The 13967-nt window shown below is 66.8% G+C and carries 10 protein-coding genes; 2 read left to right on the forward strand and 8 right to left on the reverse strand.

Translation table 11 applies throughout. The features are described from left to right. Positions 1-78: 78 nt before the first annotated feature. The 8 genes from J0A90_RS04805 to pgi form a co-directional block, all read right to left on the reverse strand. Entirely contained in the window at positions 79-420 is a 342-nt protein-coding gene (locus tag J0A90_RS04805; RefSeq protein WP_207031165.1) for a protealysin inhibitor emfourin, read from the reverse strand. After that, positions 417-1469, reverse strand: coding sequence for a M4 family metallopeptidase (locus tag J0A90_RS04810; protein ID WP_207031171.1), 1053 nt, complete (start codon positions 1467-1469; stop codon positions 417-419). Before J0A90_RS04810 ends, J0A90_RS04805 begins: the two co-directional genes overlap by 4 nt. Before the next feature lie 109 nt (positions 1470-1578). After that, a complete protein-coding gene (locus J0A90_RS04815; protein WP_207031183.1) occupies positions 1579-3294 on the reverse strand; it encodes an HD domain-containing phosphohydrolase in 1716 nt (571 codons plus the stop codon). A gap of 294 nt (positions 3295-3588) precedes the next feature. Continuing rightward, positions 3589-4803: a phosphoserine phosphatase SerB gene (gene serB / locus J0A90_RS04820; RefSeq protein WP_207031185.1), complete on the reverse strand. Its 1215-nt coding sequence runs from the start codon at positions 4801-4803 to the stop codon at positions 3589-3591. A 109-nt stretch (positions 4804-4912) separates the two neighbouring features. Next, on the reverse strand, positions 4913-7165 hold the full coding sequence (gene parC / locus J0A90_RS04825) for a DNA topoisomerase IV subunit A (RefSeq protein WP_207031187.1): 2253 nt from the start codon (positions 7163-7165) through the stop codon (positions 4913-4915). Positions 7166-7343: 178 nt separating this feature from the next. Beyond that, entirely contained in the window at positions 7344-9224 is a 1881-nt protein-coding gene (parE, locus tag J0A90_RS04830) for a DNA topoisomerase IV subunit B (protein WP_207031189.1), read from the reverse strand. Positions 9225-9414: 190 nt separating this feature from the next. Further along, on the reverse strand, positions 9415-10071 hold the full coding sequence (locus J0A90_RS04835; RefSeq protein ID WP_207031191.1) for a YqiA/YcfP family alpha/beta fold hydrolase: 657 nt from the start codon (positions 10069-10071) through the stop codon (positions 9415-9417). A gap of 4 nt (positions 10072-10075) precedes the next feature. Next, on the reverse strand, positions 10076-11725 hold the full coding sequence (gene pgi, locus J0A90_RS04840; protein WP_035469939.1) for a glucose-6-phosphate isomerase: 1650 nt from the start codon (positions 11723-11725) through the stop codon (positions 10076-10078). A gap of 238 nt (positions 11726-11963) precedes the next feature. Here pgi and cmoA point away from each other — a divergent pair, with 238 nt between their 5' ends. Together cmoA and cmoB are read left to right on the forward strand one after the other, a co-directional pair. Beyond that, entirely contained in the window at positions 11964-12761 is a 798-nt protein-coding gene (cmoA, locus tag J0A90_RS04845) for a carboxy-S-adenosyl-L-methionine synthase CmoA (protein ID WP_207031201.1), read from the forward strand. Further along, on the forward strand, positions 12758-13813 hold the full coding sequence (gene cmoB / locus J0A90_RS04850) for a tRNA 5-methoxyuridine(34)/uridine 5-oxyacetic acid(34) synthase CmoB (protein WP_207031211.1): 1056 nt from the start codon (positions 12758-12760) through the stop codon (positions 13811-13813). Before cmoA ends, cmoB begins: the two co-directional genes overlap by 4 nt. Positions 13814-13967 lie beyond the last annotated feature (154 nt).

Below are 13967 nucleotides of genomic sequence, written 5' to 3' on the forward strand. Positions count from 1 at the left end.
GTGTGCCCGTCCTGGGCTACTCAATCAGAGTACGATATACCGCTAGAGTTCCTGAAAAAGAAAAATAGCCGGTCGCGTTCAGGTCTCCGGCTCGTCCAGCGCCCCGGGGCCGTGCTGCCACAGCCCCACCACGCCGCGCGGCGCCTGCGCCTCGTCGAGCGCGCACTGCCAGCATTCGGCTTCCGGCTGCTCAAGAGACAGCCGGAAGACACGCCGGTCGGCGCCCGCTGCGGGTTCGGCCGACGCCTGGCGGTCGATCTCGTCGAGCAGCCGCTGTAGCCGTTCGCGCTGGGGTTCACTGAGTTCACGGCACTCGATGCGTCGCGGGCGCTCAAGCCCGGGCATGGCGGCAAAGCCCCCTTCGCGCACCACCGCCAGCACCGCCGTAGGTGCCAGTCGCGGTACGCCACGCGCGCTCACCGCAGCACTCCCACATCGACCCAGGCTTGGCGCACGGCATCGCTCACCGGGCTGTCAGCGCCGAAACGCTGCTGCGCGCAGCGCACGGTGATCTCGGCGAAGGTGGCGAAATCCGCATCACGCGCCAGGCGCGGATCACGCAGCGCGTCGAACCATACCGGCCCGGCGGCCTCCCAGGAGAAGCCCCCAAGGCGCGTCGCCGCCAGGTAGAAAGCGCGATTGGGAATGCCGGAATTGATGTGCACGCCGCCGTTGTCGGAGGCCGTATTGACGAAGGCGTCCATATGCCCCGGCTGCGGGTCCTTGCCCAGCACCGGGTCGTCGTAGGCGCTGCCAGGACTGGCCATGGAACGCAACGCCCGACCATTGACGCGGTCGGTGAGCAGACCCTCGCCGATCAGCCAGTCGGCCTCCTCGGCCGCCTGCTCGAAATGGTGCTGCTTGACCATGACGCCGAATACATCGGCCAGGGATTCGTTGAGCGCACCGGACTGATCGGCATAGATCAACCCCGCTTCACGCTCGATCACCCCGTGGGTCAATTCGTGGGCGACCACGTCGAGGGCCGCGGTAAAGCGATTGAACAGCTCGCCATCACCATCGCCGAAGACCATCTGCGCCCCGTTCCAGAAGGCGTTGTCGTAGTCTTCACCGTAGTGAACGGTACCCAACAGCGCCATGCCCTGGGCGTCGATGGAATCGCGAGCAAAGACCCCCCAGTAAAAGCGATAGGTGGCACCCAGCCAGCGATACGCCTCGTCGACGGCGACATCGCCGCTCTCCGGATCGCCCTCACTGCGCACCCGCTCCCCCGGCAGGATCTCCTGCTGAGCGGCGGTATAGATATAGCGGGCGGGCTCGCCGCCACGTCTTCCATCGGCGGGGCGTGCCGCAGGCTGCGTCGCGTTGCGCAGACGAAACTGGGCATCGGCCTTGAGCGTGGCCTGAGCGCAGCGTTGCAAGCGTGCGTTGCCGTGGGAAAGAAGACGTTCCAATACATGGGGCGGCATGAAGCTGTAGGCTTGACTCGGGCGCGTCGTCGCTGGCATCGGACACCTCCTGTGATGAGATCAAGGTCACAGTCAGTGTGGTTCAGGCTCGGCAGGCATGCCGTTATGACCCTGTTGCGTTTTGTCACTGCCCCGAGGTGACATGCACTCAGCTCAACGACAGTCCATAACTCGCTTCGGACACCACGCCCTCGAATTTGCCGAGCTGGGCGATGTCGTTGTCATTGAGCATCTGATCGAGGCGCCGGCGTGGGCTCTTGGCATTGAGCACCAGGTGCACCTGGGCCGGCAGCCCGCGATCGTCGATACGCTGCACCCAGGCCAGCGCACCGCTGGAGAAACGCGCCAGCGAACCCACCGGCGCCGTGCCGAAGCGGCGCACGTAGCGCTGCGCCCAGGTGGCATCGAATAGCGCCGGATGGCCCAGCACATGGCGGTAACGCTCGAGCAATGGCCAAGCATCACGATCCGCGCGGGGTTGGCCCAGCGCATCGATCACGTCGACCACCGCCATCATGCGCCCAAGCGCGCTCAATTGGGTGTCGTCCAGGCCCGCCGGATAGCCGCTGCCGTCGAGGCGCTCGTTGGCCTCACCGACGATGGCACGCGCGATCTCCGGGGACAACCAGCGGCATGTCTCGAGCTGTGTGAGCAGCCCCGGCACGTGTTCGGCCAGACGCGCGCGCGCCTCGGCATCGAGTGGCTCACGGCTCTCCAGAATCGACGCCGGCAGCCAGCACTTGCCCAGATCATGCACCAGCGCACTGGCCGCCACCGCCTTGATCACGTCCTCGGGATGGCCCTGCCAGCGAACCAGGTCGGTGGCGCGTATCGCAACGCCGAGCGAGTGGCGTACTAGCGGCGTTTCCCCATGCAGATAGCCGAGCGCATAGAGCAGCGCCTGGTCTCCCTGGCTACTCAGCGTGACCAGGGTATCGGCGTGACGCGACAGCAGCGACGACGCGATCGAGCCGCCGTTCTGCAGCGTCAGGATCTGTGCACTGAGATAATCGGCAATCTTCTTGAGCCGCCGCGCGGTGGCGTTGCCGACCGGCAGCGAGGCCGTCTCGGGCTGCCGCGGCACTGGACGCTTGCCGTCCGGCCCCCGAAACAGCGGCGAGGGCGAGAGCGCCTTGTCACGCGTCGTCACGCTGCGCGCACTCTCGCGCTCGGCCTCCTTGACGCAGTACCACAGCAGCCGTTCGGTATCGATGCCGGGGTCGTCGAACTCACAGCCGACCAGCGCCTCGCGCCACTCCTCATCGCTGCGCACGTGGCGAATACAGCCACTGAGGCGCAGCGACTGGCGGCTGGGAAAGTGCAGCTCGAGCGGCGCGAAACGCTGATTTTCCAAGAGCGAGACGGCATGCGTCAGCGGCATCGCCAAAAGGCAGCCACCCAGGGAGAGATTACGCAGCTCCGCGGTTACCGGTATGTCACGATCTTCCAGCCTTAGACGCGCATCGACGCCCATCTCGGCGCGAATCGGCGCGCGGAAGCTATTGCGCCGATGCACCGTGCTCAGCCACTCGGGGTAACTGCAGCGCAGACGCTGCCGGCCACCCTCGCCCTCTTCGGGGTCGAGCCACTCGATCAGCGCCAGGGTCGAGGTGCGCACCATGGCACCATTGACATGCCCGAAGAGATGAAAGGCATCGCCCCGCTCCAGCTGCTCGGCCAGCGCGGGGACTGCGCTGATGTCGACGATCAGCGCGCGATCGCGCTCGATGTCATCGAGCAGCACCGGCCACGATGTGCCGCCCAGGTCGAACGCCAGATTGACGCTGCCCTGGATGCAGAGTGGATCGAGCCACTCCCACTTGGCCAAGGGGTTGACGATATCGGTCGAAGCGGAGGTACTCATGCGAGATCTCGGGCTGGCTGCAAATCGTGGATACAATTTACAACATTCGGTTGCCGAACGCTGCTACCGGAACTGGCGCGGGACAACTTTATTTAATCGCCAAGGCAACTTTTTTTGACCACCGACGTCAACTTGATTTGGCCGCCAGCCGCAACTTGGTTCAACCACCAGCGGCAACTTGATTCGACCGCCAGCGGCCACGCTGTCTGTGACCGCCGGCGGCGACTGGCAACGCCTTTCACGACTACTAGGCGACGTGGACTTCTCCGGCGGCAGGGCTTGCGCGTCGGCGCGTCACTCTCCCTCCAGCGCGTGCTCGGGATACCCCAGCAGATAGAGCAGACCATCCAGGCCCAGCGTCGAGACCGACAGCGCGGCCTCGCGACGCACCAGCGGCTTGGCATGGAAGGCGACACCCAGCCCCGCCCGGGCCAGCATCTGGAGATCGTTGGCGCCATCCCCCACGGCCACGGTCTGGGCCAGATCGAGCCCCTCGCGCTCGGCGATCTGCTCGAGCAGCTGCGCCTTGCGCGCGGCGTCGACGATCGGTTCGGCGACCTCACCGGTCACCTTGCCATCGCGAACCACCAGCTCGTTGGCATGGATCTCGTCGAAGCCCAGCCGCTGCTGCAGGTAGCGTGCAAAGTAGGTGAACCCGCCGGAGAGAATCGCGGTGCGATACCCCAGCCGCTTGAGATGGTGCATCAGGCGCTCGGCCCCGGGCATCAGCGGCAGCGACTCGGCGATCTCGGCGAGTACCGACTCGTCCAGCCCCTCCAGCTTGCGCATGCGCTCACGGAAGCTCTGCTGAAAATCGAGCTCGCCGCGCATCGCGCGTGCGGTGATCGCCGCCACCTCGTCGAACACACCGTGGCGCCGAGCCAGTTCGTCGATCACCTCGGCCTGGATCAGGGTCGAGTCCATGTCGAAGCAGACCAGACGGCGATGCCGCGACCAGAGATCGGCGGGCTGCAGGGTGACGTCGACCGCGAAACGCTCGCTCAGCGCCAGCATGCGTTCGCGCAGTGCCTGCGGATCGGCGGACTCACCGCGCAGACGCCACTGCAGGCAGGCGCCATGCGCCAGCACCTCGGGTCCCGCGTCGAGGCTCGGTGGTGCCGAGAGCCGTTCGATGCGCTCGATGGTCAGCCCTTCACTGGCAGTCAACGTCGCCACCTCAGCCACCACTTCGGCACTGATGCACGGCCCCAGAACGCTGAGCACCCACCGCGGTGAGGCAGCCTCCTCGGCCCAGCCGAGGGTGACCTCAGGGGTGATCGCCTCGACCCGGCAGTCGAGCCCGCAGATGTCACCGGCACTCGGCAGCAGCGCGGCCACGTCGACCTCGTCGTCGGTCTCGACCAGCGCCTCCAGGCGCACCTGACCGAAGGCCACGTGCTGGTCCATGTCCAGTAGCCGCAGCCCCGCCGTCGCCAGCGCGGTACTCAGGGTAGCGGTCTGCCCCGGGCGCGCCGGGCCGGTGGCTCTTATCACGAAACGTCGTGCCATTGTCTCCCCACGGGGCGCCGTCGACGCCCCTCTTGTCGGTGGCGCGGCCTGCCGCAGCGGGCCACGCGTGTCAGTCTAGCGCTGTCCTGGATGGTGCTAGGCGAGGTGCTCAGCCTTCGACCGCGAGCCGGTCGACCTTCTGGAAGCCCCGCGCCAGCTTGCTGCCGCGCCGTCCGCGCTCGCCGACGTAGTAATCAAGATCGGCCGCCTTGAGCGTCTGCTTGCGCTTGCCGGCATGCACCACCAGCGCCGCGCCCTCCGGCAGCAGCACCAGATCGCGCACGAACTCCTCGCGGTTGGCGGCGCGCTGGCCGGGAATCGCGATCATCTTGTTGCCCTTGCCCTTGGCCATCTCGGGCAGCTCGGAGAGCGCGAACACCAGCAGCCGGCCCTCGTTGGAGACCACCGCCACGCGCAGCGTGTCGCCTGCGGGAATCGGCTGCGGCGGCAGTACGTTACAGCCCTGGGGCACCGTGAGCACCGCCTTGCCGGCCTTGTTCTTGCCGAGCAGATCCTCGAGCTTGACCACGAAGCCGTAGCCGGCGTCGGTGGCGAGCAGATAGCGCGCCTCGGGCACATCGAGCATCACCCCGATCATGCTCGCCCCCGCCGGCGGATTGATCCGCCCGGTGATCGGCTCGCCCTGCCCCCGCGCCGACGGCAGGTTATGAGCGCTCAGGGTGTAGCTGCGGCCGCTGTCGTCGAGCAGCACCAGCGGCTGGTTGGTCTTGCCGCGGGCGGCGAGATGGAACTTGTCACCCGCCTTGTAGGAGAGCCCCGCCGGGTCGATGTCGTGCCCCCGCGCGGCGCGGATCCAGCCCTTCTCGGAGAGCACTACGGTGACCGGGTCGGCACCGAGCAGCTCGACCTCGGAGAGCGCCTTGGCCTCGCTGCGCTCGACCAGCGGCGAACGGCGCTCGTCGCCATAGGTCTTAGCGGCCTCGCGCAGCTCCTTCTCGATCAGCTTGGTCATCGCCGCCTGGCTGCCCAGCAGCTTCTGCAGCCGCTGGCGCTCGGCCTCGAGCTCGTCCTGCTCGCCGCGGATCTTCATCTCCTCGAGCTTGGCCAGATGGCGCAGGCGCAGTTCGAGAATCGCTTCGGCCTGGCGCTCGCTGAGCCCGAACGCCGCCATCAGCGCCGGCTTGGGCTCGTCCTCCTCGCGGATGATGCGGATCACTTCATCGATATTGAGATAGGCCGCCAGCAGACCCTCGAGGATATGCAGGCGTTCCTCGACCTTGTCGAGACGATGCTGGCTGCGCCGACGCACCGTCTCGCGGCGGAAACTGAGCCACTCGCCGAGCATATCGTTGAGCGGCATTACCCGCGGCCGGCCGTCGAGGGCGATCACGTTGAGATTGACGCGTACGTTCTTCTCGAGATCGGTGGTGGCGAACAGATGCGCCATCAAACCTTCGACATCGATGCGGTTCGAGCGCGGCTCGATCACCAGCCGGGTCGGCGTCTCATGGGTCGACTCGTCGCGCAGATCGGCCACCATCGGCAATTTCTTGGCCTGCATCTGGGCGGCGATCTGCTCGAGCACCTTGGCCCCGCTGACCTGATACGGCAACGCGGTGATGACGATGTTGCCATCCTCGCGCACATAGCGCCCGCGCAGTTTGACCGAGCCGCGGCCGCTCTCGTAGAGCTTGCGCAGGTCGGCGGCCGGCGAAATGATCTCGGCCTCGGTGGGGAAATCCGGCGCCGGCACATAGGCCATCAGATCGGCGACGCTGGCGCCGGGATGGCGCAGCAGATGACAGGTCGCCTCCACCACTTCGCGCACATTGTGCGGCGGGATGTCGGTCGCCATGCCCACCGCAATGCCGGTGCCGCCGTTGAGCAGCACATGCGGCAGGCGCGAGGGCAGCACCGACGGCTCGTTCAGGGTGCCATCGAAGTTGGGGGTCCAGTCGACCGTGCCCTGCCCCAACTCGGCGAGCAACGTTTCGCTGAACTTGGAGAGCCGCGCCTCGGTGTAGCGCATCGCGGCGAACGACTTGGGATCGTCGGGGCTACCCCAGTTGCCCTGGCCGTCGACCAGCGGATAGCGGTAGCTGAACGGCTGCGCCATCAGCACCATCGCTTCGTAGCAGGCGCTGTCGCCGTGGGGGTGGAACTTGCCGAGCACGTCGCCGACGGTACGCGCCGACTTCTTGTACTTGGCGTTGGCGGTCAGCGACAGCTCGCGCATGGCGTAGACGATACGCCGCTGCACCGGCTTCATGCCGTCACCGATGTGCGGCAGCGCGCGGTCGAGAATCACGTACATCGAGTAGTCGAGATACGCCTTCTCGGTGTACTCCTTGAGCGACAGGCGTTCGACGTCGCCCTCCGCCACCTGGATATCCATGGTCATTTATCGATTCCTATTCAACGATTCGAGCTACCGATCGTTGCCTCTCGACATCCCTCGAGGGCATCGCCGAGCGTGACTCAGACAAGGCGAACGATGAGCGACGAAGCGGAGTTGACTGGGTGTCAATGAGCATTCGGCGCTCAGCGTTCAACGCCGTATGAGCCACGCGCAGGCATGCTCATACTTCGATATCCGCCAGGTTGCCGTAATCCTCCAGCCAACTCTTGCGATCGCTCGCCCGCTTGCGCGCCAGCAGCATATCCATCATCTCCAGCGTGCCGTCGTCGAGCTCGCGGGTGAGCTGCACCAGCCGCCGCGTGTCCACCGCCATAGTCGTCTCGCGCAGCTGCAGCGGGCTCATCTCGCCCAGGCCCTTGAAGCGCTGGACATTGGGCGTGCCGCGTTTGCCCTCCAGGCGCTTGAGAATCGAGGCCTTCTCGCTCTCGTCGAGGGCGTAGTGGACCTCCTTGCCCAGGTCGATGCGGTAGAGCGGCGGCATGGCGACGAAGACGTGACCGGCATCCACCAGCGCCGGGAAATGGCGCACGAACAGCGCGCACAGCAGCGTGGCGATATGCAGGCCGTCGGAATCGGCGTCGGCGAGAATGCACACCTTGTGGTAGCGCAGCTTGGAGAGGTCGTCGCTGCCGGGGTCGAGGCCGATCGCCACGGCGATGTCGTGGACCTCCTGCGAGCTGTAGATATCCCCCGACTCCACCTCCCAGGTATTGAGGATCTTGCCGCGCAGCGGCAGGATCGCCTGGGTTTCACGATTGCGCGCCTGCTTGGCGCTGCCGCCGGCGGAGTCGCCCTCGACCAGGAACAGTTCGCTGGCCACCGGGTCCTGGCCCGAACAGTCGGCCAGCTTGCCCGGCAGCGCGGGGCCGGAAGTGATCTTCTTGCGCGCCACCTTCTTGGCACTCTTCTGGCGCCGCTGGGCGGCGCTGATCACCAGCTCGGCCAGCGCTTCGGCCTGATCGGTATGGTGGTTGAGCCACAGCGAGAAGGCGTCCTTGACCACCCCGGAGACGAAACCGGCCACGGTCCGCGACGACAGCCGCTCCTTGGTCTGACCGGCGAACTGCGGGTCGAGCATCTTCACCGAAAGCACGAACGAGACCCGCTCCCACAGATCCTCGGGGCTCAGCTTGACCCCGCGCGGCAGCAGATTGCGGTACTCGCAGAACTCGCGCACGGCGTCGAGCAGGCCGCTGCGGAAGCCGTTGACGTGGGTGCCGCCGAGGGGGGTGGGGATCAGGTTGACGTAGGACTCGAGCAGCGGCTCACCGCCCTCCGGCAGCCACTGGATGGCCCAGTCGACCGCCTGCTCGTCATCCTCGAAATGGCCGGTGAAGGGCGCTGCCGGCAGCACCTCGAAGCCATCGGTGGCCTGGGCCAGATAGTCACGCAGGCCGTCGGCGTACTGCCATACGCTCTCGTTGCCGTCACTCTCCTTGAGCGAGACCTTGAGCCCCGGGCAGAGCACCGCCTTGGCTCGCAGCAGATGCTTCAGCCGCGGCAGCGACAGCTTGGGGCTGTCGAAGTAGCCGGCTTCCGGCCAGAACCGCACCACGGTACCGGTGGCGCGCTTGGCGCAACTGCCGATCACCGCCAGCTCCTCGACCTTCTCGCCCTTCTCGAAGGCGATCCGGTAGCGGCTGCCATCGCGGCACACCTCGACCTCGAGCCGGGTCGACAGGGCGTTGACCACCGACACCCCGACCCCGTGCAGGCCGCCGGAGAAGCGGTAGCTCGACTGCGAGAACTTGCCGCCCGCATGCAGCCGGGTCAGGATCAGCTCCACCCCGGAGACCCCGTGTTCGGGGTGCAGATCGATCGGCATGCCGCGGCCATCGTCGGAGACCTCGATGCCGCCGTCGTCGAGCAGCACCACGCGGATATCGTGGGCGTGGCCCGCCAGCGCCTCGTCGACGCTGTTGTCGATCACCTCTTGCGCCAGATGGTTGGGGCGGGAAGTGTCGGTGTACATGCCCGGCCGCTTGCGGACCGGATCGAGCCCCGAGAGGACCTCGATGGAGCTGGCACTGTATTGCGTCATGCAGTGTCTCGCCGTATTTGCAGAAACGAAGGGGTGATGCCGCAGCGGTCCCACGGCGTGGACGCCGCCGCCAGCGATAGCGCCGCTATCGACGGAATCGGCCACCGCGGCGGACATCATACACCACTGTTCAAATCATCAGTACCGGGTCACGCCAGGCGCTGACACCCGAGGGGCCCAGCGGTCGGGGTCAGACCCTCGGCGGCAGCGTCCAGCCGCCGTGCGCGAACAACGCCGGCAGATAGCGCGCCAACTCGCTGAAACCGTGGTCGCCACCGGGATGGATCAGCATGCGACAGCCGGCGTAGGCGCGTAGCGCATCGCGGCAGTCGAGCGTTTCGTCGGCGCTGCCCAGCAGCAGCAGATAGCGCTGAGGATGTACCAGGCGCGACCACTGCAGCGCGAGCAGCTGCTCGTGGTGGGCCGGACCGATGACGAATGACTCGCCGGTGTAGGCGTTGACCAGGTGCTGCCCCTGATAATCGGCCACGAAGCGCGCCGGCTGAACCGCAGGGTTGATCAGTACCGCCGGCAAGCCGTGGCGCTCGGCCAGACAGGTGGCGAGAAAGCCGCCCATGGAACTGCCCACCAGCAGCGTGGTGCCGGGCAGCGCGTCCAGGCACGCCGCGGCGTGATCGAGGGCGGCCTGGGGATGGTGCGGCAGGTCAGGCGTGGCGCAGATCAGCTCGCGTTCGCCCGACGCCGTCAGCGTCGCGCAGGCGGCGGCCACCAGCTGCGCCTTGGGCGAGGCGCCGGCACTGTTGAAGCCGTGCAGGTAAAGCAGCGAATCCACCGGCGCCGACGCGCCGGCGGGCTCGCTCACCGGCGCGGCAGATGACGATGACATCCGCTCAGGCCTGCTGCTGGCCGCGCCAGATCGCCTCGATCAGGCCACGGCTGGAGTCGTCGAGGGCATCGAGCCCGGTCTGGGTAGCGATGATCTCTTCGGTCTCGGTGGCGATCTTCTTGCCCAGCTCCACGCCCCACTGGTCGAAGGAGTCGATATCCCAGATCACCCCCTGGACGAACACCTTGTGCTCGTAGAGCGCGATCAGCGCCCCCAGGGTGGCCGGGTTGAGGCTGTCGAAGAGCATCGTGGTCGAGGGCTGGTTGCCGCGGTAGCGCTTGTAGCTCGGCGGCGTGGTCTCGGACTTGATCGCGTCGTCACCCAGCATCAGCACCCGCGACTGGGCGAAGCAGTTGGCCAGCGCCAGGCGGTGCTGGGCCATCAGGTCGTCACGGAAGCGCTCATCCTCGACGTCGTTGTAGCGGTTGATCGGCGCCAGGAAGTCGCACGCCACCGGCTGGGTGCCCTGGTGCAACAGCTGATAGAAGGCGTGCTGACCGTTGGGGCCGATCTCGCCCCAGATCACCGGGCAGGTGGAGTAATCGACCACGGCATCGTCATTGGTCACCGACTTGCCGTTGGACTCCATCTCCAGCTGCTGGAAGTAGCCCGGCAGATGCTTGAGCCGGCCATCGTAGGGCAGCACCGCGTGGGAGCGGATATCCAGGAAGTTGACGTTCCAGATCCCGATCAGCGCCAGCTGCACCGGCAGATTCTCGGCCAGCGGCGCGGTGCGGAAGTGCTCGTCCATGGCGTGGGCGCCGGCGAGCAGACGCCGGAAGTTGTCCATGCCGACACGAATGGCGATCGGCAGGCCGATGGCGCTCCACAGCGAGTAGCGCCCGCCGACCCAGTCCCAGAACAAAAGCTGATTGGCCGGGTCGATACCCCACTCGCTCATCTTGTCCGGCTTGGTCGAGACGCCGACGAAGTGGAAGCGCTTGATCAGCTTCTCGTCACCGCCCAGGCGCGAAGCGATCCAGTCGAGTGCCGTGGAGGCGTTGGAGAGCGTGTCGATGGTGCCGAAGGACTTCGACGACAGGATGAACAGCGTGGTTTCGGGATTGAGCCAACTGAGGAAATCCGCAAGCTGGGAACCATCCATGGTCGAGGCGAAGTGGGTCGCCACCTCATGGGCGTGGTCCGGCTCGAAGTCGGCCAGCGCCGAGGTCACCATCAAGGGGCCGAGGTCGGAGCCGCCGACGCCGAGGTTGACCACATCGGTGATCGGCTTGCCGGTGGCACCGCGCCACTGCCCGTCGAGCAGCTTGCCGACCAGCGTCTCCATCTTGTCGAGGGTCGCATGCACCTCGCTGACGACATCGACGCCCTCGACCTCCAGCTTGGCCTCACGCGGCAGTCGCAGCGCGCTGTGCAGCGCCGGCCGATCCTCGGTCTGGTTGACCCGCTCACCGCTGAGCAGCCGCTGGATGGCCGCGGGGACCCGAGCCTCCTCTGCCAGCGCGATCAGTCGCTCGCGCACCGCCGGGGTCCAGCGCTGCTTGGACAGATCGAGATGAATGCCCGCCGCTTCGAGGGCGAAGGTCTCGAAACGCGACGGCTGCTGGAACAGGGTCTTGAGGTGGACATCGCGCATGCCATCCTCGAGCTGCTGCTCGAGTGCCTGCCATGCCTGGGTCTCACGGATCGACATCGATTGACTCTCCTTGTATCGGGAACGGGTGTCGCGCGCGGCGTCGCCAAATGGATCGGCGCCAATCAAGCAGGCCGGCGCGCCCTCCCGGCGTGCGCCGGTCACGTGCAGCCGGGGCGCGCAAAACGTACACTACGCCCAGCGCTCAGCGTCGTCCGCGACCCATCGCTCGCGTCACGCGCTCCCGATGAAAATGATCTTCCACGATGAAACGGATCTTCCACGTAGTCTTCCGACAATGACTGACGCATCTTACCGTGACGCCATCTTTTCGACACCCCTCGATCGTGTGGCCAGTTTTTCGTTCGACGAGCAGGTCGTGGCGTGTTTTCCCGACATGGTGCGCCGCTCGATTCCCGGCTACGGCCAGATCCTGGGCATGCTCGGCCTGCTCGCCGAGCGCCACCTGCGCCATGGCGCCCACGTCTACGATCTAGGCTGCTCGCTGGGCGCGGTGGGGCTGGCACTGGCCGGGCGCCTGGCGCCGGAGGCGTTCGCCCTGACCGGCGTCGACCTGTCACCGGCGATGCTCGCCCGCGCCCGCGCCACCGCGCAAAGCGAGGCCCCCAACCATCGGTTGGCGTTCATCGAAAGCGATATCCGCAAGCTCGACTACCGCCCTAGCGGGATGATCGTGCTCAACTTCACCCTGCAGTTCCTGCCGCCGGCGGACCGTGATGCGGTGATCGCGCGGCTCTTCGAAGCACTCGAACCCGGCGGCATCCTGGTGCTGTCAGAGAAGATCGTCGCCCCCGACGAACAGGAGAACGCCTGGCTGGTGGAGCGCTATCACGACTTCAAGCGCGCCAACGGCTACAGCGACATGGAGATCAGCCAGAAGCGCACCGCGCTGGAGAACGTACTGGTGCCCGACACCCTGGCGCAGCACCAGGCGCGGCTGCAAGCGGCCGGTTTCGGCCGCGTAACGACCTGGTTCCAGTATCTCAACTTCGCCTCCATGATCGCCTTCAAGGAGCGCGAGGCCAGCACCCGGGCCGAGACGAGCGCCACCCACGCAGGCGATGACCCCGCATGAGCCAGCCTTCCACTCCGTCCACCCCTATCCTGTCCACCGCCAGCCGCGACGCCGCCACCACCCTGGCCGAGGCCGAGCGCCGTCTCTATCTGGCCTTTCTCGATCAGGGGCTGACCCGCTGGCTGGCCGCCCTGCCCGAACAGCTCGCCCGCGGGCTCGACCGCCAGCGCCACGGCGATCTGCCCGCGTGGGAGAAGGCGGTGGCCAAGCTGCCAGCGCTGCCCGCGGCGCGCCGGGTCGTGCTCGATGCCGACACGGTCAGCGTCGAGGTCGATCTCGATGACGCCGATCGCCGCCGCTGCGAGAACCTGCTGCGCATTCTGATGCCGTGGCGCAAGGGGCCCTACCGGCTCGGCGACCTCACCATCGACACCGAGTGGCGTTCGGACTGGAAGTGGCAGCGCGTGGCCCCGCACCTCTCCCCGCTGGCCGGGCGCCGGGTGCTCGACGTCGGCGGCGGCAGCGGCTATCACGCCTGGCGCATGGCCGGCGCCGGTGCCGCCTTCGTGCTGGTGATCGACCCCTCGCCGCGCTTCTACTATCAATTCCAGGCGCTGCGGCACTTCGTCGGCGATGCCGACGACCACCGCACCCACTTTCTGCCGGTGGGCATCGAAGACGTCCCGCCGCGCCTCGCCGCCTTCGATACCGTGTTCTCGATGGGCGTGCTGTACCATCGTGCTTCGCCGCTGGAACATCTGCAGCAGCTCAAGGATGCCCTCGCCCCCGGCGGCGAGCTGGTGCTGGAGACGCTGGTGGTCGAGGGTGACGAACAGACCGTGTTCATGCCCGGCGAGCGCTACGCGAGCATGCCCAACGTCTATTTCCTGCCGTCGTCGCGGGCGCTGGCACACTGGCTCGCGCGCTGCGGCTTCGAGGCGATTCGCTGTGTCGACGAGACCGTCACCAGCCTCGACGAGCAGCGCACCACCGACTGGATGAGGTTCCACTCGCTGGCCGACTTCCTCGACCCGCAGGACCGCACTCGAACGATCGAAGGCTACCCCGCCCCACGCCGGGCGACCTTGGTGGCGCGCAAGCCGCAACGCTGACCCTGGCCGGCCTATGTCCTGGGATAGCGGTAGGCACCAGCGGCGCACCAAGCTCGCCACACGAGAGGCCTAGGTGCTACCTGAAAAGTCGACGAGCGAAGGCCAGGCAAGGCAAAAATCGGCGAAAACGCGGAGTTTACGGGGTGTAAATGAG

The sequence above is a fragment of the Salinicola sp. DM10 genome (genome assembly GCF_017306975.2).
Taxonomy (GTDB): domain Bacteria; phylum Pseudomonadota; class Gammaproteobacteria; order Pseudomonadales; family Halomonadaceae; genus Salinicola.

Bases quoted from the DNA above. Each gene is read 5' to 3' on its own strand.
- J0A90_RS04810 (WP_207031171.1), bottom strand. From the start codon at position 1,469: ATGCCAGCGACGACGCGCCCGAGTCAAGCCTACAGCTTCATGCCGCCC.
- J0A90_RS04815 (WP_207031183.1), bottom strand. From the start codon at position 3,294: ATGAGTACCTCCGCTTCGACCGATATCGTCAACCCCTTGGCCAAGTGG.
- serB (WP_207031185.1), bottom strand. From the start codon at position 4,803: ATGGCACGACGTTTCGTGATAAGAGCCACCGGCCCGGCGCGCCCGGGG.
- parC (WP_207031187.1), bottom strand. From the start codon at position 7,165: ATGACCATGGATATCCAGGTGGCGGAGGGCGACGTCGAACGCCTGTCG.
- parE (WP_207031189.1), bottom strand. From the start codon at position 9,224: ATGACGCAATACAGTGCCAGCTCCATCGAGGTCCTCTCGGGGCTCGAT.
- J0A90_RS04835 (WP_207031191.1), bottom strand. From the start codon at position 10,071: ATGTCATCGTCATCTGCCGCGCCGGTGAGCGAGCCCGCCGGCGCGTCG.
- pgi (WP_035469939.1), bottom strand. From the start codon at position 11,725: ATGTCGATCCGTGAGACCCAGGCATGGCAGGCACTCGAGCAGCAGCTC.
- cmoA (WP_207031201.1), top strand. From the start codon at position 11,964: ATGACTGACGCATCTTACCGTGACGCCATCTTTTCGACACCCCTCGAT.
- cmoB (WP_207031211.1), top strand. From the start codon at position 12,758: ATGAGCCAGCCTTCCACTCCGTCCACCCCTATCCTGTCCACCGCCAGC.